The following is a 20,615-nucleotide window of genomic DNA, read 5'->3' as shown; positions in this document are numbered from 1 at the left end:
GCCTTCTCGGCCTCGTCGATCTCGGCCATCAACAAGCGGCTGGACGAGAGCCTCGCTGCCTTTGCCAGGCGCCCCCTTCAAGAGCCGTTTCCTTACCTCATCCTCGATGCGCGCTACGAGAAGGTGCGTGAAGCCGGTGTTGTCATGAGCCAGGCGGTGCTGATAGCGGTCGGTATCGACTGGGACGGAAGGCGCCAGATCCTGGCCGTGGAGATGGCCAATCGCGAGAGCCGCTCGGCCTGGAGGGACTTCCTCGTCGGCCTCAAGGCGCGCGGCCTCAAGGGCGTCGAGTTGGTTGTGTCCGACGATCACGCCGGCCTGGTGGCAGCGATCGGCGAGGTGATCCCCGAAGCCGCCTGGCAACGCTGCTACGTGCACTTCCTCAGGAACGCGCTCGATCATCTGCCGAGGAAGCACGGCGACGACTGCCTGCAGGAATTGCGCTGGCTCTACGACCGGCGCGATCTCGCAGAGGCCAGGGCTGATCTTGCCGCATGGCTTGCCAAATGGTCGGCACGCTATCCGCGCCTGACAGGCTGGGCCGAGGATGCCATCGAACAAACCCTGACCTTCTTCAGGCTGCCCAGACAGCACCACAAGCATCTCAAATCCACCAACATGCTGGAGCGGCTCAACGAGGAAATCCGCCGGCGCACCTATGTCGTGCGCATCTTCCCCAATACCGAAAGCTGCCTGCGCCTGGTCAGGGCGTTGGCCGTCGAGACCAATGAAAACTGGATGGAGGCCAACCGATACATCAACATGGACGACCTGCGCGAGCACAAGAAGCTCGCTCTGCGCCAAGCCGCATGACCAGCATCATGGCCGCCCCATTTTGCAGAACTTGACGCACACAACCAGATGCCGCCGATCCCGAAGCGGCCTCGATAACCGGAACAAGGCCGTCGGTTCGTCCACCTGCGTCACCGGTCGCTTCTGGGTAAGCGGGTAGCTGATGCCGTTCAGCGATGGTAGGTTCAAGGCATAAGCACCTCGATATCGCTGTTTGGCCAGCCATTGGCGATACGCTCGCGGGTCTGGGTGAGCCAGGCGTGCGGATAGACCTGGTTCATCTTGGCGGTGGTCAGCAGCGTGGCTTCTGGGCCTCTCAGCGCCGCAGCGCAGTACCCATCCGGTAAAGCTTTCGATTGCCCACATCGTCGGCACGGAGGCGTCACGGATGCGGGACAAGACCAGCAGCAGCGAAGCCGCTTGGCAGGAGAGCTTCGCGCGGCGCCCTTCCCGACAAGCGTCTGGTCCGCCGGCTGCAGCCGGTTGCTGGATCAGCTGTCAGCAGCGCCGGGCAAGCCGATCCCGGCAGCCTGTGGCGACTGGGCAGCGGCGTCGGCGGCCTAGCGCTTCTTTGACAACCCACGTGTGACCGAACACAGCGTTCTCGCCGGCCATTTCGCCGCTACGGCGGCGCGCGTTGCGCCAAGCGAAGGTCCGATCCTTATTCTGCAGGACACGACCGAATTTATCTACAGCCGCGCGCAGCCTAGTAAAATCGGCTTCACCAAGACCGTCAACGCCGGGCGCTACAAGGCTGGGCAGCCCACTGTGCGGGGTGCTGATGCATTCGAGCGTGGCCGTCACCCTCACCGGCACACCCCTCGGTCTGACAGCAGTGAAGTTCTGGACCACGAAATTCAAGGGAACGCTCGCGCTCAAGCGGCAGATCAATCCCGCGCGCGTGCCGACCGAGACGAAGGAGAGCTACCGCTGGCTGGAGAACTTGCGGCAGTCCATCGCACTCGTGGGCGCGCTCGAGCGCTGTGTGCATGTGGGTGACCGGGAGAGCGACATCTACGAGCTCTATTGCACGGCGCAAGACCTTGGTACGAGCTTCATCGTGCGGGTGCAGACGAACAGGCTGGCCGAGCGGCCTGCCGATGCTGCCCCACACGATCCTGCTCATCGCGTCTTTGCCCAACTTGCGGCGACGTCATCGCATTACGGTCGATCAGAACGAGACGACCCGGCTGCAGGTGAAGTTCGCCGCTATCGACAAATTACCGCCGGCAGGTTCTGACCTACATCCATGCCCCCGAAGCGAATCCGCCGGCCAATCGCTCGCCAATCGACTGGAAGCTGGGAACCACTTGCCGGTCGAAGATCTCTCCGTGGCGGTCGAGAAGCTCGGCTGGTAAGCCCTGCGCTGCAAGGCGGAGGTTTTCCACAAGCAATGAAGTCCGGCTGCCGTGCCGAGGAGGCGAGGCTCGAAACCGCCTTGAGGCTGGCGAAGTTACTCGCTCTCATCGCGGTGGTCAGCTGGTGAATATTCTTCGTCACTATGTCGGCGCGCCAAGCCAGACGCCGGGCCCGACACGTTCTCACCTGCGCCGAGATCACTGCGTTAGACCAGATCAACGCGTCCCGAACGCGACCGCGCCTCCAACGGCCCACGCTCGCCGCCTACCTGCTGCAAATCGCCATGCGTGGAGGCTATCTCGCCGGCAAACATAATCCGCCTCCCGGCAACATGTCGCCCGGCGCGGCATGACCCTCTTGCACGACATCGCCTTCGGCATCTCCATTGAATCAAGCCGACGATGTGGGTAATCGAAAGCCGGTGAAGGCCTCGCCGGAGGCGTACGCAGCGCAATCCAGTTGCGCAACAGGTTCGCATTCACGCCGTACGCCAGCGCAAGCCCGCGACCGAAACCCCGGGGCTCAAGACACGCTTTGATCAGACGGGCCTCACGACCGGGTCAGACTGACGATTGCCGTCCCCAGCACCGTGATGACCGCAACCTTTCCACTGCCAGGTTCGTCCATCTCTTGCATTGATAATGGACACATCTCTGCGATCCTGCTCACAAAGGGCCTAGGTGCAGAAATTGAACGCTTACCGACATTTCTGTCGGGTTTGTCGAGTCCGCCCGACCGGTTGCAAAGCCTTTTCATGTCCGGTCTCGGGAAAATAGCTGAACAGCAAGGAAACCTCTTGCTTCAGCTCGTGTCATCCTAATGGGCACAAATTTTGAATGTACTTCGTTGCCGAACCGGTACCGCCTGCCGCCATTCACACGGCAGGCGTTCGAAAGCATTAGATGCTCCAGATCTGCGTCTAATTAAAAGGATCGCGTTATGCCGAATAAAAAGAAGAAATCCTATTCCCTATTGAAAGATGATGCTGTATGCGCAAGAATAATCAATGCACGCAACACGAAAATCGTCGATACAGGCAGCAACAGAGGACATGGCGTCTTCTCTGCTCGTCAATTCTTGCCCGGCGAGGTCGTTATGATTGGTTTAATCGACCGTTTGGAAGAAGTTAGGACGATATACACAATTCAAATGGATTGGAATGTTCATGCTCTGTTTGAGGAGCCAGCTATCCGCTCGAACCATTCTTGTAATCCCAATCTAGCGATCGCGCCTAACCGATTCGGAGCCTATGACTTTATCGCTATTCAGGAAATCTCTCGTGACGTCGAACTGACCTGGGATTATGCTACCTCAGAGAGCGAGAGTATCGCGGTACCAGTCTGTCTTTGTTCAGCGGCAAATTGCCGAAAATCCGCCGGAGGCTTCTTCACGTTGCCTCCTGATCATCCGATGCTCTCTGCAGGATTCTACGCTCCCTATCTCCAACGGAACTCTGGACGGTTTCCGAGGGGGATAGGAATGTTTGCAAAGTTGGTTGGCTCCTAGCACACCTCCGCTGAAGTTGCGACTCGTTGGGTTCTGGCGGCGCGCATTTGGTGACACACTTTGGGTGATTCGCAGCCTGAGGAGCACGCTATGTCGCGCCATTCTGCCCCGCTCACGCTCAGCGCCGAGGCTCAGCTCGCTGGACCGCTTGATCCGCCATTCGACACTCCAGCAACTGGCGCTTTGGGCGCGGACGATCGTGCTGTCAACCGATGGCGTCGGCGTTTGTGACGGCGCGGTTCCGATTAGCCACTGGAGCGCGAGCGATCTGGCGCGCGAGGCGGTACGACGCGGCAGTCACATTCATCTCGCCTCGGTCTATGGGGCGCTTTTAAAAGAGAATCTGACCTCAAGCCGCATCTGGTTCGCCCCTGGATCACGGCCAATCGCGATCCGGACTTTGAAGCCAGATGCATCGATGTGTGCAGCGTCTATCGCCGCGCATCGCAGCCCAAAAGACGACGAAAACGGTGTCGGCCGACGAGGATGACCGGCATCCAGGCGCCCGAACGGATCGCCCTTTCCTTGCCGATCAAGCCGGGCAAGGTCGAGCGATGCGAGTTCGAATATGTCCGCCACGGCACGCAAACGCTCATCGCCCACTTCGACGTTGTCACCGGCATGGTCGGCGGCTCTATCGTAAACACGCGCACCGAACCGGACTTCGTCAGCTTCCTCGATTGCCTGTTGCGCACGGGAGCCCCGGCCATGCGCTGGCGCATCATTCGCGACAATCTCGATGGCACCGTCAAGTCAACTGACGGCTGATGAGATGTGCGTACATGGGCTATGTCAGAAGTTGCTCGTGATCCGCTCTTTCTATCGTCGCCACCGCTTTCCCGCCGAGATCATTGCGCACGCGGGATGGCTCTACTTTCGCGTTCCGCTCAGCCTGCGCATGGTTGAGGACGAGCCGGCGGCCCGCGGCATCGTCACGCATCAGACCATTCGAAGCTGGGCGGAGAAATTCGGACGGCGTTTCGCCCGGGAGATCAAGCGACGGTCAGCCGGCTGCCTGGGCGACAAATGGCATCTCGACGAATGTGTGGTGGCCATCAATGGTAGCAGTGGCTCTGGCGTGCCGTCGATCAGGACGGCTTCGTTCTCGAAGTTCTGGTGCAATGCCGCCGAAATGCCAAGGTGGCAAAGCGTCTGATGCGCAAGTTGCTGAAGGCTCAAGGGCAGACACCACGGTCATGATCACCGACAAGCTCCGGTCCTATGATGGCGCCAGGCGCGACCTCATGCCCGGTGTCGAACACCGGTCGCACAAAGGCCTCAATAATCGAGCGGAAAATTCACACCAGCCGACCCGACGAAGGGAAAGGACCATGAAACCCTTCAAGTCGGCACGCCAGCTTCAGCGGTTCGTTTCCATCCGTGATCCGATGGCCGACCTGTTCCACTTTCCCCACAATACGCTGTCTCATCGGCTCAATATCGAGACCTGCGTAATGCCGCCATGCAAATCTGGAACAAATCGGGTGTGTCGCCCCGGCGCGACAGCCGTCCCAGCCAGCTATCGCTGCATCAATCCGCTGATAACTTTACAGCGCTGAATAACCTCAAAGCTTCTTTATTGCGCGCGGGATGCCCTCCGCGAGCTGCCTCAAGACACTCCACCAGATCGGTCGAACCCGATTCATAAGTGCCTGGCCATCATACAAGCTGGGCTAGGCTTACGTATTGACCGCCATCGTGTTCTTTGCTGTCAGCCGTGTCAGCCAGTCTGGGTCCATTTCGGGGACAGAAGACAAGAGCAATCCCGTGTACGGATGATGCGGTGGCCGGAACATCTCGTCCTTGGGGCTTTTCTCAACGACCTTGCCTTCCTTCATGACCACTACCTCATCGGCGATCGCACGAACGGTCGCGAGGTCGTGGGTGATGAACATGTAGGTGAGGTCGCGTTCGCGCTGCAGTCGCACCAGGAGCTTCAGCACGCTCTCGGCGACAAGCTGGTCGAGCGAACTCGTCACCTCGTCGCAAATCACGAGCTGCGGGTCGGCGGCGAGTGCGCGAGCAATGCCGACGCGCTGCTTCTGGCCGCCCGACAGTTCCGACGGCAGACGGTCGATGTAGATGTCCGGATCGAGCTCCATGTCCTGCAAAAGCTGGCGCGTGCGCGCCTCCAACGCCCTGCCTTTTAGCCCGAGATAGAAACTAATCGGCCGTCCAACGATCTCACGCAACCGCTGGCGAGGATTGAGCGCGGTGTCGGCCATCTGGTAGATCATCTGCACCTGCCTGAGATCGGCCTTTGTACGCTCGCGGTAGCTGGGCGGCAGCGTCTTTCCGGCGAGCTCGACGCAGCCGGCCTTCGCCGGGAGCAGCCCCATGAGAACTTTGGCGAGCGTGGATTTCCCCGACCCGGATTCGCCGACCACTGCGACCGTTCGCCCCTTTGGCAGCACGAATGATACATCAGACAGCACTTTTACCGCTCCATAGGCGGCGTCCACGGATTCAATTCTGACCAGCGGCGGCGGCGGTTCCGCGTCGGGCCGCAAAGGCGCACGGAAGCTGCGCACCGCCCAAAGTGACTTGGTGTAGTCGTCCTGAGGGCTTGACAGCATAGTGCGCGTCGGCGCCTCCTCGACGGTTTCACCGTTGCGCAGCACCATGATCCTGTCGGCCATCTGTGCCACCACTGCAAGGTCGTGGCTAACATAAATGGCGGACGTGCCAAGCGATTGCACCGCGTCGCGGATCGCTGAGAGGACTTCAATCTGGGTGGTGACGTCGAGCGCCGTCGTCGGTTCGTCGAAGATGATCAGATCGGGTCGACAAGCCATTGCCATGGCCGTCATTGCCCTCTGCAACTGGCCGCCGGAAAGCTGGTGTGGGTAGCGGAAACCAATCTCGGCGGGATTTGGTAACTGAAGTTTCTGATAGAGCTCGATCGCATCGGCTTCAGCTTCAGCACGGGTCATCAGGCCCCGCAGGACAGGAAACTCGACATGCTGGTCTATCAGGCGGAATGCCGGGTTGAAGCTCGCGGCCGCTGACTGGGCAACATAGGCGATCCGCGATGAGCGCAGCCCGCGTCGCACCTTGCGCGGCGCGCCGATCAACTCGATGCCGTCGAACAGCACACTGCCGGCGGTAAATCGGCAGCCGTCGCGCACAAAGCCCATGGCGGCAAGCCCGATCGTGGATTTGCCCGCGCCCGACTCTCCGATCAGGCCGAATACCTCGCCGCGCTTCACCGTAAGGTCGACGTCCTTGACAATGGGCTTCCAGGCCTCATCAGCCTTGCCTTCGATGCGCAGGCCGCGGATCGTCAGAAGAGGATTGTTGGACGGATCCGGTCTCAACATTGCTCAGTCCTTTATCCCACTGACCTCGTGAAGAACCCAGTCGACTACGAAATTGACGGCGACCGCGAGCAGCGCGATTGCCGCGGCCGGCAGCAGCGGCGTGATGTCGCCGAAGGTGATCAGCGTCGCGTTTTCCCGCACCATCGAACCCCAGTCGGCTAGCGGCGGCTTGATGCCAAGGCCGAGGAAGGAGAGCGCAGCGATGGTCAGGAACACGAAGCAGAAGCGCATGCCAAATTCCGCCACCAGTGGCGCTGCAGCATTCGGCAATATCTCGCGGCGCATGATCCACAACAGCCCCTCGCCGCGCACCCGCGCTGCCTCGACGAAATCCATCGCAACGATGCCGAGCGCAACCGCCCGCGCCAGCCGGAACACGCGCGTGGAATCGGGGATTGCGATGACGGCGATCAGCGTGCCGATTCCGGTGCCGAAGATCGTCAGCAGCAACAGGATGAAGATCAGACCCGGCACGGCCATGATGATGTCGACAAGGCGCGACAGCACCTGGTCGACCAGGCCTCCCACCGTCGCCGCGAGGAGGCCAGCGACTGTCCCGATCACGAAAGCTAGCGCCGTCGCGAATAAGGCAATGGCGAGCGTATTGCGGGCACCAAAGATGAGCCGGGTCAGCATGTCGCGACCGAGATTATCGGTGCCAAGCCAATGCTCGGCCGACCATTGCAGGTATTGACCGCCGACAACCTCGCGTTCGCTGTAGGGCGCGAGCAGCGGCGCAAAGACAGCGACCAGTATGTAGATCGAGATGACAGCCACGCCGAACAGCGCCGTCGGCGGCATTCCTTTCACGGTGCGGATCAAAGACGCCATCGCGACCTCACTTCCCGTGCATAAGGCGAGGGTTGGACAAGATCGACACGATGTCGGCGAACAGGTTGAGCAAGATGTAGGTGACCGAGATGATCAGGCAAATGGCCTGCACCACCGGCACGTCGCGCTTCGACACTGAATCCACCAATAGCCGGCCGAAGCCGGGATAGACAAAAACGACCTCAACGATGACCACGCCGGTGATAAGATAGGCGAGATTCAGCACGACGACGTTGACGATTGGCGCCAGCGCATTGCGTAGCGCATGCACCATGACGACGCGCATCTGTGACGCGCCTTTAAGCCGGGCCATTTCGATGTAGGGTAGGCTGAACAGGTTGATGAGCGCAGCGCGCGTCATGCGCATGATATGCGCCGTGATCGCGAGCGTCAGCGCCAGCGCAGGCAGGAAGGAGCGGTAGACCCGTTCGGCGAAATCCGTGCTCGGCGTGATGTTGGAGATCGACGGGAAAAGCCCCAGCTTCACTGACAGGAACAGGATCAGGATATAGGCAACGAAGAATTCGGGAAACGAGATCGCGGTTAGCGTCAAGACGCTGGCCGCCCTGTCGAACAGGGAGTTGCGCAGAAGCGCCGCGAGGATGCCGAGCATCAGAGCCAGCGGAACGGCTATGGTGCCTGCGAACGCGGCCAGGAACAGCGTATTGCCAAGCCGCCCAGTGATCAGTTGCGAGACAGGCAGCCTGTTGGCGATCGACGTGCCGAAATCGCCGTGGGCAATGTCCTGCAGCCAGTGGGCATAGCGGGTCATGGGCGGCTGGTCGAGGCCGAGTTGGTGGCGGAGCGCGGCCACCGTCTCGGGCGTCGCCGACTGGCCGAGGATTTCCTGCGCGGCGTCGCCAGGCAGCAATTCCACAGACCAGAAGATCAAGATCGAGACGATCAGAAGTGTGACGAAGCCGAGCGCCAACCGGTGCAGGACGAGCCTAGCTATTTGCATCATAATCCTTTTGGCCCCATGAACGTCGCCTGGGCACGCACCACGGCCATGCCATCGCGCAGACATTCCAGGTCGAGTTCCACAGTCTGGCCCTCCTCACGCTCGCCGAAACCGCGAACCCGGCCAACATACGTCAGCACATCCCCCGGCCAGACGGTAGCCAGGAAGCGGGCGCGCATGGCTCTCACATTCTCCGGTCCCAGCCAGTGGGCGGCGTAGGCGCCCAGCACGCCGGCATGGTGCATACCGACGGAAATAAAATCCGGCAACCCCTCCTCTGCCTGTGCCGCGAACGTATCGTGGTGAGCTGGTGAGTCTTCTCCGGACGCACATTGATAGCGGATCATCTCGGTCATCGTCAGGCCCGAAACCGTAACTTCGCCGGGGCCGTCGCCAATTCCGAGAGTCGTCTTCACGGCGCGAACTTCATCGAGTTCGAGCCGGGATTCCCCCCGCCTGAGCCATGGGCGCTCGCGCACCGTTTTAGCGGGGGCGAACCCGGGACGGCGGTCCGGTCTAATGGAAGTTGGCATCCAGCGCGCCACCAAGCGCCCGTCTGTCGCATCGCGGAAGTCGGTCTTCATGACGAAGAATTCGAGCCTGCCGGATCGGCCCTCCTTGAAGAAATGATCGGCGACCTCGGTCGAGGCGATCAGGCTGTCGCCGGCGTGCGGCGGCGGACCGAAAAACTCGAAAGACTGCTCGCCGTCAGTCGTCCCGTACGCATCGATCCCGGCAAGGGCCGATCCGGCCGGCGGTCGCTCGAGAATGTAGCCCCAGTGATAGCCAGCCATGACCAGGAAGGTCGGGGGCACGACAGCGTCGCGTGCCTCCATCCAGGCGGGATGCGAGGAATAGAGGCTGCGTGCGAATTGCCTTATGGCACCGCGCTCGATCGGCACCTCAAAATCCGGGCCGCGCACGCCGATGATGGCTTCGTTGCTCATGCCGTTACCCTCCTCTCGATCAGAGCGTCGACGGCGACCGCCTCGCCATCGCGCGTAACGATTACCGGATTGATGTCCAGCGATACTAATTCACGCCGGTTTTCTACCGCATAGGCAGCGACTGCCTCGGCAATGTCGGCCAGCCGGCTCTTGGCTTGTTCAGTTAAGTTTTTGGTCGTTCTCAGGCCACCGATGGCCGCCTCTATCATGGCGCGCGTCGACGGCAAAAGCAGAGCCGTCGAATCCTTCATATGCTCGACATCGACGCCGCCGGCGCCGATCACTAGCGCATGACCGTAGATACGGCTTGCCTTGATCCCTACGATGATCTCGGCGGCGGCGCCCGAAACCATTTTCTCCACAAGGAAGCCGTCCGGCTTGATTCCCGCGGCGCAAAGTGCCTGTTCCATCCGGTCGAGGGCGCTAGCTAGGGCCGCCCCGTCCGCAAGGCCGACGGCTACCGCGCCTATCCTGTTCTTGTGCAGCAGCAGAGGTGATACCGCCTTCAGCACCACTGGGAAACCGATCGCGGCGGCGGCGGATGTCACCTCGCCTCGCGCCACCATGCGCCGGTCGGGGAAAGGCACGCCGGCCGCTTCCATCGCCGCCTTGGAGCCCCATTCGTCGATAATCTGCGACCCGCCGTCGGCTGCGACCGCCTCGGGAAGTCCAATATCGCCATCAGTAGCCGCCGCGACGCGCTGGCTGTGCCGGACCACCGCCGCGATCGCCGCCACGCCGTCCTCCACCCCGTGCAGTGCAGCGATGCCGTTCTCCCGGCAGATTCGATGGGCATTTTCGGAGATGTAGTCCGGCATGGTGGTGACCAGCGCCGAGGCAATGCCGGTGTCCCTCGCTGCACGCACCCATGCCTTGAGGCTCGGCGATTCGAGTCCGTCCCCACTGTCGGAGTTCATCACGCCGATGTCGTAGCCGCCCGCCAGCATGGTGCGGAAGCACTCGTAGAGCGCCGGCTCGTTTTCCAGCGAAAGCCCGACCATGCCGGTGTAGGCGGCATTGTGGTCAAGCGGATTGGAGACATGGGCGAAGTCGGGCAGTTGCTCGCGTAGCGAGGCCGCGGTCGCCGCCGAGGGCGCGGGCAGCGCCAATCCAGCATCCGCCGCCGCGTCGGCGAACAACGCGCGGGACGCTCCACTCGCCGTCAGCACCGTCATGCGGTTGCCCGGCAGGCGGCCGCGCCAAACGTTCATCGCCTTCAGCGTCTCCTGAAGCTGCGGCAGCGTGTGGACCCGGGTGAAGCCGAGCCGGTCGCATAAGGCGTCGAACAGGTGGTCGTCGCCAGCCATCGAGCCGGTATGGGTGAGCGCCATCTCCGCGCCAAGCGCGCTGCGCCCGCTCTTCAGCACGACCACCGGCACGCCGCGCGCCCTGGTGACCTTGGCGGCTTCTGATAGCGCCGCCACGTCGCCAGGCCCTTCCAGGAAGATGCCAATGGTTGTGATGCGCGGATCCTCGCCCAGTACCGCCAGCCAATCGGCGACATCCAGCAGGGCCTGATTGCCGGTCGACGCCACGACGGCGGCCCGCACTTGGCGCCGGTCGCGCACGAACGCATAGGCGATGCCGCCGGACTGCGAGATGAAGGCGGCGCCGCTCTCGACCGCGTAGGGCTCATGGTCGTTCATGGGCCACAGCGCCACCCGGTCGAGGCGGTTGAGCAGGCCGTTGGAATTGGGGCCGACAATCGCCAAGTCACCGGCGGCGGCGACAAGCCGACTCTGCAGCGACTTGCCGTTCTCCCCCGTCTCGCCGAAGCCGGCGGCAAAGCACACCGCACCGCCGGTGTCCCGACGCGCCAACGCCGCAACGGCTTCGATCGTGAGATGTCTGTTGACGTTCAGGAAGGCGGCATCCGGCGCTTCCGGCAGGTCGTCGATAGTCGGCACGCATGCAATTCCACCGATCTCGGCATGCGACGGATTAACGATATCGATCCTACCCTCGAAGCCGGCGCGCCGTAAAATCTGGACCGATGGCGCAAGCGCGCGCCCGCCGATAAGGGCGACGGACCGCGGCTTCAGAAGACGGCGAAGGTTGAGCCGTCGTTTCTCGTTCATGAATAATACTCCATTCACGGCAAATACATGCCGCCCGCTCTCGAGCTGCGGCCAGTTGGGTGACAGATTTTTTTGTCGAAGATCAGGTGTGAGGGCCAGTCCCAATCTGGCTGGCCTCACTATTCGTCACGCGAACCACCAGCGCTCGCCGCACTTCAATCCGTCGAGTTCGGATACGGAACTCAGGCTTGGGCCGTGCGCTACCTCTGCACGGCGGACCAACACATAGTTGGCATACATTGGTATGATGACACCGCCGTCGTCGGACACTAGCCTCTGCATCTCGCCGTACATTTCTTTGCGCTTCGCATAATCCAGCTCGCTGCGCGCTTCCATCAGCAGCTTGTTGAAGTGCGGGTTTTTCCAGTGCGTATCGTTCCACGGCGCGTCGGCGGCGTAGACTTGGCTGAACATCCAGTCCTCGGTGGGGCGGCCCTGCCAGAAACACATGACGAAGGGTTTTTTTGTCCAGACATTCGACCAGTAGCCGTCGTTCGGCTCTCGGACGACGTTGACGTTGATGCCGGCCTTCGAAGCCTGCTCGCTGAACAGCACAGCGGTGTCCAGCGCACCCTGGAACGCCGCGTCTGCGGCATGCAAATCCACCTTAAGGCCGTCGGCCCCCGCCTTCTTCAGATGAAATTTGGCCTTGTCGGGATCATAAGCTCGGGCCGGTAGGTCGGTGTTGAAGTAGCGGTTAGCCGGGGCGATCGGCTGATCGTTGGCGACTTTGCCATGCCCATTCAGGATCTTCTGGACCATCTCCTCGCGGTCGATCGCATATTTGAGCGCTAACCGCACATCGACATTGTTAAAGGGCGCGGTGTCGGTGAACATTGGCATGGTGAACTGCTGGGTGCCGGTCACCTCGTCCACAACAACGTCCGAGCGTGCCTTAAGCCGACCCACTGTCGCTATATCGGCGTTACTGATGACGTCAACCTCACCAGTAAGCACGGCGTTCATACGGGCCGCCACGTCGTCGATCCCAATGATCTCGACTTCGTCGAACCAGGCGGCGTTCGGCTTCCAATAGCCGTCGCGGCGTTTCAGCAGAAGCCGGTTGCCGACGTCATATTCGGCCAACGTATAGCCCCCGGTGCCGATATGGGCGCTCCAGTCGACCTTCCCATTGTCGGCTGGGCCGACGACAAGATGATAGTCACTCAACAGATAGCCGAAGTCGGCGTTGCCGCTGCTGAGCTCGATGACGACCGTGTTCGAGCCGTCGCTCTTGATATTAGCGATGCCGTCGACGATTGGCTTGGCCGACGACTTCGAGTCCGCTCCACGATGGTGATTGATCGAGGCCACCACGTCATCGGCCGTCAGGGTCTTGCCGTTGGAAAAGGTCACACCGGAGCGCAGCTTGAAGGTCCATGTCTTGGCGTCAGGCGCGGCCTCGTAGCTTTCGGCCAATTCCGGCTTGAGCACGCCATCGGAGCCGATCTCGACCAGATTGTTATAGATGCAGCCGAAGCCGCCAAGGCCCATGATGACGCTGACCCCCCAAGTGGCGGGGTCCCAGCTTTCCGAAGCATTGGTCCCGTTGGCGCCGATCCTCAGCCGCCCTCCGGTCTTCGGTTCAGCGCGAGCAACGCCGCCGACAAACGGCAACAGCGCAGCACCGGCGCCCAGCGCTGCCGCCATCCGCCCGAACTGGCGCCGTGAGATCGCGGCTTGGAAATTTTGAGTCATGGTCTTGTCCTCCCTTGGAACTGCCCAAGAAAAGCACATCTCACCTATCTCGACTAATATGAAGTTGGATGTATGATATCAACATATGATATAGGTTGGCGATGCTCGGATTCCGTGAAATTGAGGCCTTTCGGGCCGTTATGACGAGCGGTTCAATCTCGGCCGCCGCCCGGATGCTCAATACCTCCCAGCCCAACGTCACGCGGCTAATCGCCGTGTTGCAACGCCGCGTTTCCTACCCGCTTTTCATCCGTCATGGCCGCGGCGTTTCGCCGACGCCGGAGGCCGAAATGCTGTTCGCAGAGGTCGACCGCTCGTTCAATGGCTTAACGGAAATCGAACGCGCCGCGCAGGAGATCGGTGAATACAAAGGCACCCAGATCACACTCGGAACCGTGCCGGCTGCCGTTTCGCAGGTGATACCGAAAGCGGTCAGCGCGTGGCAGAAAGCGTTTGGCGACATTTCGATCACTGTGGAATTGCGCGGCACGCAGCGCATCTTTCATTGGGTCCGCACTCGCCGTTTCGACCTCGGCCTGGTGAGCCCGCTCAGTGACATGCGCGACATCAATGTCGTGGCGCGGTGGCGATTGCCCTATGTCGCGCTGGGGGGCCCCCACCACACAGGCCTCGGCGACACCGGCAAGGTGTTCGACATCGCCAACAGCGGCGACACACCGCTAATCGTGCCCGGCATGGGATACATGCTTGCCTTATGCGAGGACACGCTGCTCGCCCGTTTGATTCAGGAGAAAAGCAGCGTCGACGGCCACATTTCTCTCACGGCGGCCCATCTGGCGATGGCGGGACTGGGCATCGCGCTGGTCGATCCCTTTACCGCTCACTATTTCGAGGACGCTTTTGATGCGGAGGTCAGGCCGTTGAAGAATGCTCCGTTCTTCGATCTGATGTTAATCGCGCCCCCCGAGCAAGCGCGCTCGCGTGCTTCGGTGCGTCTTGGTGAGATGCTTGTTTCCGCGATTGAGGACGTCATCAGCTCGTGCCCTTGGAATTCGGTAAGCAACCGGCAAACCGCATAAAGCAACTGACCTGCGGGGACCGAAGAACAAACATGACGTAATCGCGGGAGCGGTGGCCACCTCAGACGTGGCGGCGATGTTCGAACCTCTAGCCGGCTGGCTATCCCGATAGGATGAAGAACGGGCTCCGATTTGGGCCCAGGCATCGAACGGAGGACAGCCATGGAGCGGTATATCGGTCTCGACGGTGCGCCATGGCGGCGCCGGAGGTGAACATGGAATAGCCACCTCTCAAGCTTGCTGATTTTCGACCGGCGGCTGCAATGCCGCCCCGCCTGCAGGAGCGCGGGCGGAAGGGGGCCGAGAAGCTCGACCGGGCGTCGCCGGCTGGGTGTCAGAAGCAGATCGGCCTGAACTGTACCGGGTGCAGACCATCGACCGCAGGCCGGGCTACCACAGTGTCTATGGCGAGATAACGAAGCGAGCGCCGGAAGCCTCGGATTCAACCGTTGACGCCTCCAAATCGTGCTGTTGGCATGGCAGGTAAGAAGCGATCAGTCACGGTCGGCTGGTCCCCTGCGGGGCGCGTCAAAAGCGCCCAAGACGGACGGGGGAGCGCTCATGGCCCTGTCTTCCGCATCGCCTGGGGTAAAGCTCACCGCCTACGGGCATCAAGGTCGGAAATCGGAACACGGGAACTTGGACTGTCTGCCCAGTATGGCACTGGGCTAGCCGCGACGGCCGGAGATAGACGGCACCAAGGGCGGAGCTTCCGTAGTAGTCGGAGCGCGGGAAAGCCGTGCACAGGGCGAAGCTTCTCACGACGAATTACAGGGGAGCATGAGGAACTGTGGGGCAGTCACGCTGCGGCAAAACGGGCACTTTCTGTGGCGCGGTTCCGGCCCGTTCAGAGAACCTCCGCCACAACCGCCCCACAGTTCCTCATGCTCTCCAAGTGGCGACAGGTCATGGTCTGCTCGTAGCTTGAGATACTCGAATTGGTCGTAACCGGCAGGGTCGCTTGCCTGGCCTCGGCAAGCACAAGCTCCGCCGGCGCCCCCGCCGACAGCGCTCGGCCGAGGTGGGGAGGATTTTGGGGAGCTTGGGCGCCGCTAACCTCTGTTCGGCCGAGAGCCTGACATTGCGCGACGACATTGCTAGGCCGTCGGCTTGACGCACCGTCGGATTGCGACGATCTCGATTGGATGTCGAGATCGCGGACGAGCCGGCGAACGACGTGCAGTTGCTGGAAATGCTTCTCGCCGAAGAAGGCGAGATCGGCACGCGTCTGCAGAAAGAGCTTGACGACGACGGTTGCCACGCGTCGAAATGGCCGGGACAGAACGCGCCGCACAGGCCATCGCTCACCCCACCCGCCGACACCATGGTGGCGAACCCTTCCGGATAGACGTCCGCTGCATTTGGCGCGTAGAGCAGATGAGCGCCGAGCGGCGGGAGCTTGGCGGCATTGTCATGCTCAGTGCGCGGGTAGGCCGCGCGATCGGCCGCGCGGCCTTGGCGAGCGTGGCACGCATCAAGCTCAGATGGCCTTCATGCAAGGCACCCATAGTCGGCACGACAGCGACCTTCAGGCCATCCTGACGCCATCCGGCCACAGCTATGCGCAACTCGGCGACGGTTCGTGCGATCGGGATGCTCATGCGCCTTCTCCACGATTGACCGTCCTTCGCGCATCGCCGAACAGATGCTCGGCCGCTGGAAAGCGGTCAGTTCACTTAAACTGCAGGAGGGACCACGATGTTGGCACAGTCTTCCGTCCCCGCTTCGATCGAGCCGCCGCCATGATCATTTCCTCAACCGGCCCTCCTCGACATGGCCTGTCGTCGAGGCGCCAGATCGGCTGCAGGCTTAAGAAGCACGACATCCAGATGGAACGCCTGCGATCCGATGTCGGAGTTACGACGTTCTGTCCGGCACGCGACACATGCCAGACGGGATAGCCAAGACAAATCAGCACTGGACGTTTGGCACGCGTCTTGAACGCATCGCCTGGTCAATGATCAGCGCTATGGCTCGCTCCGTCAAATCTTCGTAACGACAGTGCTAGCCGATAATATTCGTTCCGTGTGGCGGTGGTGCAAAAAAGGGTGATTTCACAATGAGCGTTCCAAATTTGACGAAACTGGCCAATGCGCTCGGAACTGACAAGGGCGATGAGGTTTACCACGCCCATGGCTACACCAGCTTTTACTCGTTTCTGTTCGAGGAATTTCGGCGCGAACCTTTCACGATGGTCGAGATTGGACTGCAGCGGGGCTGTGCCGATCCCGAAGAACTGTTCACTCGCAAGGTCGAAGACATACCGTCGATCAAGATGTGGTTGGAGTTCTTTCCCAAAGCTAACATCATCGGCTGCGACATTTCAGATTTCAGTGCCTTCAAGATAGACCGCTTTCGTTTCGAGCGGCTGGACATGGGCGATCCGGCAGCCCTGGAACGCCTTGCGGGCTCACTGCCGCCCGTAAGGATCATCATCGACGATGCCTCGCACGCCGCTTACCATCAGCAACTTGCTCTAGCAAAGCTTTTTCCTATCGTCGAGCCTGGCGGCTTTTACATCATCGAGGATCTGCATGTCACGAACCTAACTGCCGCAAGATTGCCGTCTTGTAACCCAACCGCTGCGGTAGTCGAGAGGTTCAAGCACACGCGCGGGCTCGACATTGCCTTCCTGTCCCCGATCGAGCGCAGAAACCTCGAGACGTCGATCCGAAAGATGTTCATCCATCGCAACGACAAAGGCGGCGTCAGCTGCTGGGCCATGAAAATGGTCGGGTTTGAAAAGTTTTAGAGCGCCAATCACGCAGCTTCTGCTGGCTAGAGGTGATCATGAGGTATTGGTGGAAGCTTCAATCTTTGCATCAATCGATACGGCGTCAGTCCGCGGCGGGAGGCTGTACCGCATCGGGGCTCACCGCGAGCTTGCATAGTTGTGGCGGTTTTTGCGATATTCAACGTCCTTCACCTCGTCGCCAATAGCGCGGACTTGTACCAATGCTCCGCTTGAATTCGCGGCTAAAGTGATAGGCGTCAAAAAAACCGCATTGATCGGCGACGTCGCTAACGGTCAGATCGGTCTCAAGGAGCATCTTTTGCGCCATCATAATGCGCTCCTTGGAAAGCCACCGCCGGGGACTTATCTGCAGATGCTTTTGGAACAGCCGTCGAGTTTGAGCAGGACTGAGCCCAGATACCGCGGATAATTCTTCCGCACGCCAGGATCGTTGCGGTTCCTTGCGCATCCTGCCGACGATGTCGGCCAAGGCGGCAGGAAGCCTGGTTTTACCGAAAGTTGTCCGTGGCATTGCGATGCTGTGAACCAGCTCCCCAACGAAGCGGTTAAGTGCGAGGTCGATATCGTCCCTTCGAGCACGCAGTGCTTCAAACAGTGACCCGAACCAAGATTCGATTTCCTCCAGTGAAGCTAGAGTAACGCTCGTCGGTCCCGAACCAAAGACCTTCTTGCGAATCGCGGTGCAACTTGGTCCGTCGAGCCTTATAAACAGCACGGTCCAAGGATCGGTCCTATCCGGCCAATGGGCGTGGGGGAGTTCATTTGCAATCCAGACCAATTGATTGCGTTCAACATTCAATGTCCTACCCTCCGTCAGGACAAAGCCGCGACCTGATAGACAGACCATGACATCTTGACCCGGATAAGCGTCACGCTGAATAAAATGATCGACCGACGTAACGGCTTTACCGGCTCGTACCACGGTGTAAGCGTGTTGAGTCCAGCCATCCTCCGGGACGTAGTAGTGACTCTCCGGAAACAGAGTGTGCTGCGGTATATTTGTCATGCGCGTCTGATACATGTCGGCGCGACATTTGTCCATTTCCAGCGCTATCTGGCCAGCTTATGGTGCTTTCGTGAATTGACGGCGGGCCTTCGGGTCGCTCCGGAGTATGCGCGTTTTGTATGCGTAGGTGATCCTAGGCACTGGGAGGAGAGAAATGAAGGTACTTTATGTCCGCTGTCCCCGACGCCTCATTCGGCATGGATCCATAAATCGAAACGGCTTCGAGGCGGCTGCCCGTTAGCTACCGAGGGAGGGATCTATGACTAAACCTAAAATCACGGTCGTCGGCAGTTTCGCTGTCGGCCTGACCATTCGGACTCCCGAAATCCCTGTTTTCGGCGTCACCCTGTTTGGCAGCAGCTTCGACATGGGGCCGGGCGGCAAGGGTTCTAACCAGGCCGTCGCTACTGCGCGTCTGGGAGCTGACTCTGCACTGGTGGCAATGATTGGGCAGGACAAGTTCGGCGAGATCGCTACCGACCTCTACAAATTCGAAGGCGTCCGAAGCGCTCATGTGCGGCAAGTGGCAGATAGCCCGACCGGAGTTGGTTTCATCATTCTCAACGAGAAAGGCGAAAACTTCGTCATCATTGACCACGGCGCCACAAGCCTCATGGACGCCACTTTCGTAGATGATGCCGAGAGCTGCATCCAGGACAGCGACGTTGTGATGGCGGTGCTAGAGGCGCCTGTATCCGCGGCAATGCGCGCGATGGTACTAGGCCGTAAACACGGCAAGATTACCATCCTGAACCCCGCGCCCGCGACGCCGCTCCCGGATGAGATATTCCAGTACGTGGATTATCTCACCCCTAATGAAAGCGAACTGAGGATCCTTCTCGGGCTCAAAGCCGACGATCCTCGCCCCTCTCGCGAACTGGTCGATATTCTTCGATCGCGCGGCGCGCGAAATGTGGTCGTCACGCTTGGTGAAAAGGGAGCTCTAATCGTGACGGATTCGATCGATGTGCAAATTCCCGCAGCCAAGATCGATGTCGTCGATACTACAGGCGCCGGCGACGCGTTCAACTCCGGCTTTGCTGTGGGACTAGCCGAGGGGCGTGGCGTCGTAGAGGCAGCACAGCTCGGCATCGCCTGTGGCGCTCTGGTGTGCACCAAGCTTGGGGTAATTCCAGGGATGGCAAGACGAGATGCAGTCGATGAGATGTACCGTTCACTGAACTTCTCCCAGAGCGCGCTGAACATGTGCCAGCGTAGCTAGGCCGGGAAAGCCCGGTGTCTGGTCCAGATCCGATGATGCGGTGGGCGGTGCTCCTGTTATGAGCGATGCAAAGCCATCGAATATACCCACCGCTTGAACTAGCTACCATGCCTCCCAAGGCCTCCTCGGTCGCGCACGTGTTGTGCGGCCGAGGTCAAGATCGCCCAAACGGCTCCGTGAGTTCACGGGAAGGAAAACCCAGCATGCAACGTATATTCGACTGGAGTGCCAAAGAGGCCGAACGTACGGTCACCGTTGCGGATCTCCGAGCCGCCCGGTCGCTTGGCAAACGGTACACGCAGGTCACTGCTAACACGGAAGAGGAAGCCGCGGCAGCCGAAGAGGCGGGCATAGAGATGGTTGTCGCTCGCGCCCGCAACGTCGAAACGGTTAGAAGAGGATCGCGCAGGATCTTCACAACGGCTGCCCTTGGGTTTGCCGAGGCAGTGACGCCCGACGAAATTCTGCGATCCGCGTTCAAGGCACTCACCGATGGAGCGGACGCCGTGATAACTGCCAGGGGGCTGTCCACGGTGTGCGCTCTGGCTGCGGAAGACATCCCGGTGATGGGTCACCTCGGACTGGTACCAAGAAAATCCACATGGGTGGGAAAGCTCCGCGCAGTCGGAAAAACCACGGACGAAGCCGTCCAGCTGTATCAGCGATTCCGGCGACTTGAGGATGCTGGCGCCTTCGCAGTCGAATGCGAAGTTATTCCTGCCAAAGTGATGTCAGAGATACGGCGACGTACCGGTCTTGTGACCGTGTCACTTGGTTCTGGTCCCGATGCCGACGCGCTCTTCCTTTTTACGGAAGACATATGTGGTGAGGCCGAGCGCCTGCCTCGACACGCCAAAGCCTACGGCAATCTGCATGAACTGAAGAAGCGTGTGCAGGAAGAGCGCGTCCGCGCGCTGCGGGCGTTTCGTGATGACGTCTGTATGAGGGCATTTCCCGGTGACCGGGAAATGTCGAAGATCAGCGACATGGAATTCGAAGCTTTCGTCTCTGCGCTCGATGCAAAAGGCCTGAGAGCTCACCGGCCCGTAACATCGAGAGCTCTGATTGCTCCCTACGGTCAAACCCGGCGCAAGTGACGG

17 protein-coding genes and 3 pseudogenes are annotated in these 20,615 nt (G+C 60.5%); 10 read left to right on the top strand and 10 right to left on the bottom strand.

What is annotated here, in order from left to right:
- Positions 1-813: IS256 family transposase (locus NKI05_RS28200; protein ID WP_352793771.1), on the top strand; the 813-nt coding region annotated here is incomplete at its 5' end.
- A gap of 164 nt (positions 814-977) precedes the next feature.
- On the opposite strand, the pseudogene NKI05_RS28195 reads toward NKI05_RS28200, so the two are convergent.
- Positions 978-1,097, bottom strand: a pseudogene (locus NKI05_RS28195) (transposase domain-containing protein); the annotation flags it as partial.
- Positions 1,098-1,573: 476 nt separating this feature from the next.
- On the opposite strand from NKI05_RS28195, the gene NKI05_RS28190 reads away from it, so the two are divergent.
- The 5 genes and pseudogenes from NKI05_RS28190 to NKI05_RS28170 form a co-directional block, all read left to right on the top strand.
- A complete protein-coding gene (locus tag NKI05_RS28190; protein ID WP_352793770.1) occupies positions 1,574-2,032 on the top strand; it encodes a hypothetical protein in 459 nt (152 codons plus the stop codon).
- Between the two features lie 1,058 nt (positions 2,033-3,090).
- Positions 3,091-3,657 carry an SET domain-containing protein-lysine N-methyltransferase gene (locus NKI05_RS28185; protein ID WP_352544078.1) on the top strand — a complete coding sequence of 189 codons (567 nt, stop codon included), beginning with the start codon at positions 3,091-3,093 and terminating at the stop codon, positions 3,655-3,657.
- A gap of 148 nt (positions 3,658-3,805) precedes the next feature.
- Positions 3,806-4,147: a hypothetical protein gene (locus NKI05_RS28180; RefSeq protein ID WP_352793768.1), complete on the top strand. Its 342-nt coding sequence runs from the start codon at positions 3,806-3,808 to the stop codon at positions 4,145-4,147.
- The gene (locus tag NKI05_RS28175; RefSeq protein WP_352793766.1) at positions 4,144-4,425 is read left to right on the top strand and encodes a hypothetical protein; all 282 of its coding nucleotides are present in this window, start codon (positions 4,144-4,146) and stop codon (positions 4,423-4,425) included. The genes NKI05_RS28180 and NKI05_RS28175 overlap by 4 nt, the downstream gene beginning before the upstream one ends.
- 4 nt (positions 4,426-4,429) lie before the next feature.
- Positions 4,430-5,137 (top strand): annotated as a pseudogene (locus tag NKI05_RS28170) (IS6 family transposase); the annotation flags it as partial.
- A gap of 199 nt (positions 5,138-5,336) precedes the next feature.
- On the opposite strand, the gene NKI05_RS28165 reads toward NKI05_RS28170, so the two are convergent.
- The 6 genes from NKI05_RS28165 to NKI05_RS28140 all read right to left on the bottom strand — a co-directional run bounded on the left by NKI05_RS28165 (position 5,337) and on the right by NKI05_RS28140 (position 13,288).
- Positions 5,337-6,977, bottom strand: coding sequence for an ABC transporter ATP-binding protein (locus NKI05_RS28165; RefSeq protein ID WP_352793764.1), 1,641 nt, complete (start codon positions 6,975-6,977; stop codon positions 5,337-5,339).
- A 3-nt stretch (positions 6,978-6,980) separates the two neighbouring features.
- Positions 6,981-7,808 carry an ABC transporter permease gene (locus NKI05_RS28160; RefSeq protein ID WP_352544082.1) on the bottom strand — a complete coding sequence of 276 codons (828 nt, stop codon included), beginning with the start codon at positions 7,806-7,808 and terminating at the stop codon, positions 6,981-6,983.
- A 7-nt stretch (positions 7,809-7,815) separates the two neighbouring features.
- Positions 7,816-8,772, bottom strand: coding sequence for an ABC transporter permease (locus NKI05_RS28155; RefSeq protein ID WP_352793762.1), 957 nt, complete (start codon positions 8,770-8,772; stop codon positions 7,816-7,818).
- On the bottom strand, positions 8,769-9,716 hold the full coding sequence (locus NKI05_RS28150; protein WP_352793760.1) for a MaoC family dehydratase: 948 nt from the start codon (positions 9,714-9,716) through the stop codon (positions 8,769-8,771). The genes NKI05_RS28155 and NKI05_RS28150 overlap by 4 nt, the downstream gene beginning before the upstream one ends.
- Positions 9,713-11,794: an acetate--CoA ligase family protein gene (locus NKI05_RS28145; protein ID WP_352544085.1), complete on the bottom strand. Its 2,082-nt coding sequence runs from the start codon at positions 11,792-11,794 to the stop codon at positions 9,713-9,715. The genes NKI05_RS28150 and NKI05_RS28145 overlap by 4 nt, the downstream gene beginning before the upstream one ends.
- Positions 11,795-11,920: 126 nt before the next feature.
- Positions 11,921-13,288, bottom strand: coding sequence for an ABC transporter substrate-binding protein (locus tag NKI05_RS28140; protein ID WP_352793757.1), 1,368 nt, complete (start codon positions 13,286-13,288; stop codon positions 11,921-11,923).
- 305 nt (positions 13,289-13,593) lie between these two features.
- On the opposite strand from NKI05_RS28140, the gene NKI05_RS28135 reads away from it, so the two are divergent.
- Complete coding sequence (locus tag NKI05_RS28135; protein WP_352544139.1) at positions 13,594-14,532, top strand: LysR family transcriptional regulator; 939 nt, start codon at positions 13,594-13,596, stop codon at positions 14,530-14,532.
- 906 nt (positions 14,533-15,438) lie between these two features.
- Here NKI05_RS28135 and NKI05_RS28130 read toward each other — a convergent pair.
- Both NKI05_RS28130 and NKI05_RS28125 read right to left on the bottom strand, forming a co-directional pair.
- Positions 15,439-15,627, bottom strand: coding sequence for a hypothetical protein (locus tag NKI05_RS28130; RefSeq protein WP_352793775.1), 189 nt, complete (start codon positions 15,625-15,627; stop codon positions 15,439-15,441).
- A gap of 103 nt (positions 15,628-15,730) precedes the next feature.
- Positions 15,731-16,133 (bottom strand): annotated as a pseudogene (locus NKI05_RS28125) (pantoate--beta-alanine ligase); the annotation flags it as partial.
- Between the two features lie 458 nt (positions 16,134-16,591).
- Here NKI05_RS28125 and NKI05_RS28120 point away from each other — a divergent pair.
- Positions 16,592-17,284 (top strand): hypothetical protein, encoded by a 693-nt coding sequence (locus NKI05_RS28120; protein WP_352544087.1) that lies wholly within the window; start codon positions 16,592-16,594, stop codon positions 17,282-17,284.
- A 160-nt stretch (positions 17,285-17,444) separates the two neighbouring features.
- On the opposite strand, the gene NKI05_RS28115 is transcribed toward NKI05_RS28120, so the two are convergent.
- Entirely contained in the window at positions 17,445-18,308 is an 864-nt protein-coding gene (locus NKI05_RS28115) for an AraC family transcriptional regulator (protein ID WP_352793755.1), read from the bottom strand.
- A 244-nt stretch (positions 18,309-18,552) separates the two neighbouring features.
- Between NKI05_RS28115 and NKI05_RS28110 the strand changes: the two genes are divergently transcribed.
- Together NKI05_RS28110 and NKI05_RS28105 are read left to right on the top strand one after the other, a co-directional pair.
- Positions 18,553-19,515, top strand: coding sequence for a ribokinase (locus NKI05_RS28110; RefSeq protein WP_352544089.1), 963 nt, complete (start codon positions 18,553-18,555; stop codon positions 19,513-19,515).
- Between the two features lie 203 nt (positions 19,516-19,718).
- Complete coding sequence (locus NKI05_RS28105) at positions 19,719-20,612, top strand: 3-methyl-2-oxobutanoate hydroxymethyltransferase (RefSeq protein ID WP_352544090.1); 894 nt, start codon at positions 19,719-19,721, stop codon at positions 20,610-20,612.
- The last annotated feature ends 3 nt before the right edge of the window (positions 20,613-20,615 follow it).

The organism is Mesorhizobium sp. M0771 (assembly GCF_040320155.1).
Classification (GTDB): Bacteria; Pseudomonadota; Alphaproteobacteria; order Rhizobiales; family Rhizobiaceae; genus Mesorhizobium.
Note: the sequence above shows the minus strand (reverse complement) of the source record. Positions and strands in the feature narration are given on the sequence as shown.

Bases quoted from the DNA above. Each gene is read 5' to 3' on its own strand.
- NKI05_RS28190 (WP_352793770.1), top strand. From the start codon at position 1,574: ATGCATTCGAGCGTGGCCGTCACCCTCACCGGCACACCCCTCGGTCTG.
- NKI05_RS28185 (WP_352544078.1), top strand. From the start codon at position 3,091: ATGCCGAATAAAAAGAAGAAATCCTATTCCCTATTGAAAGATGATGCT.
- NKI05_RS28175 (WP_352793766.1), top strand. From the start codon at position 4,144: ATGACCGGCATCCAGGCGCCCGAACGGATCGCCCTTTCCTTGCCGATC.
- NKI05_RS28165 (WP_352793764.1), bottom strand. From the start codon at position 6,977: ATGTTGAGACCGGATCCGTCCAACAATCCTCTTCTGACGATCCGCGGC.
- NKI05_RS28160 (WP_352544082.1), bottom strand. From the start codon at position 7,808: ATGGCGTCTTTGATCCGCACCGTGAAAGGAATGCCGCCGACGGCGCTG.
- NKI05_RS28155 (WP_352793762.1), bottom strand. From the start codon at position 8,772: ATGATGCAAATAGCTAGGCTCGTCCTGCACCGGTTGGCGCTCGGCTTC.
- NKI05_RS28150 (WP_352793760.1), bottom strand. From the start codon at position 9,716: ATGAGCAACGAAGCCATCATCGGCGTGCGCGGCCCGGATTTTGAGGTG.
- NKI05_RS28145 (WP_352544085.1), bottom strand. From the start codon at position 11,794: ATGAACGAGAAACGACGGCTCAACCTTCGCCGTCTTCTGAAGCCGCGG.
- NKI05_RS28140 (WP_352793757.1), bottom strand. From the start codon at position 13,288: ATGGGCCTTGGCGGCTTCGGCTGCATCTATAACAATCTGGTCGAGATC.
- NKI05_RS28135 (WP_352544139.1), top strand. From the start codon at position 13,594: ATGCTCGGATTCCGTGAAATTGAGGCCTTTCGGGCCGTTATGACGAGC.
- NKI05_RS28130 (WP_352793775.1), bottom strand. From the start codon at position 15,627: ATGTCGTCGCGCAATGTCAGGCTCTCGGCCGAACAGAGGTTAGCGGCG.
- NKI05_RS28120 (WP_352544087.1), top strand. From the start codon at position 16,592: ATGAGCGTTCCAAATTTGACGAAACTGGCCAATGCGCTCGGAACTGAC.
- NKI05_RS28115 (WP_352793755.1), bottom strand. From the start codon at position 18,308: ATGTATCAGACGCGCATGACAAATATACCGCAGCACACTCTGTTTCCG.
- NKI05_RS28110 (WP_352544089.1), top strand. From the start codon at position 18,553: ATGACTAAACCTAAAATCACGGTCGTCGGCAGTTTCGCTGTCGGCCTG.
- NKI05_RS28105 (WP_352544090.1), top strand. From the start codon at position 19,719: ATGCAACGTATATTCGACTGGAGTGCCAAAGAGGCCGAACGTACGGTC.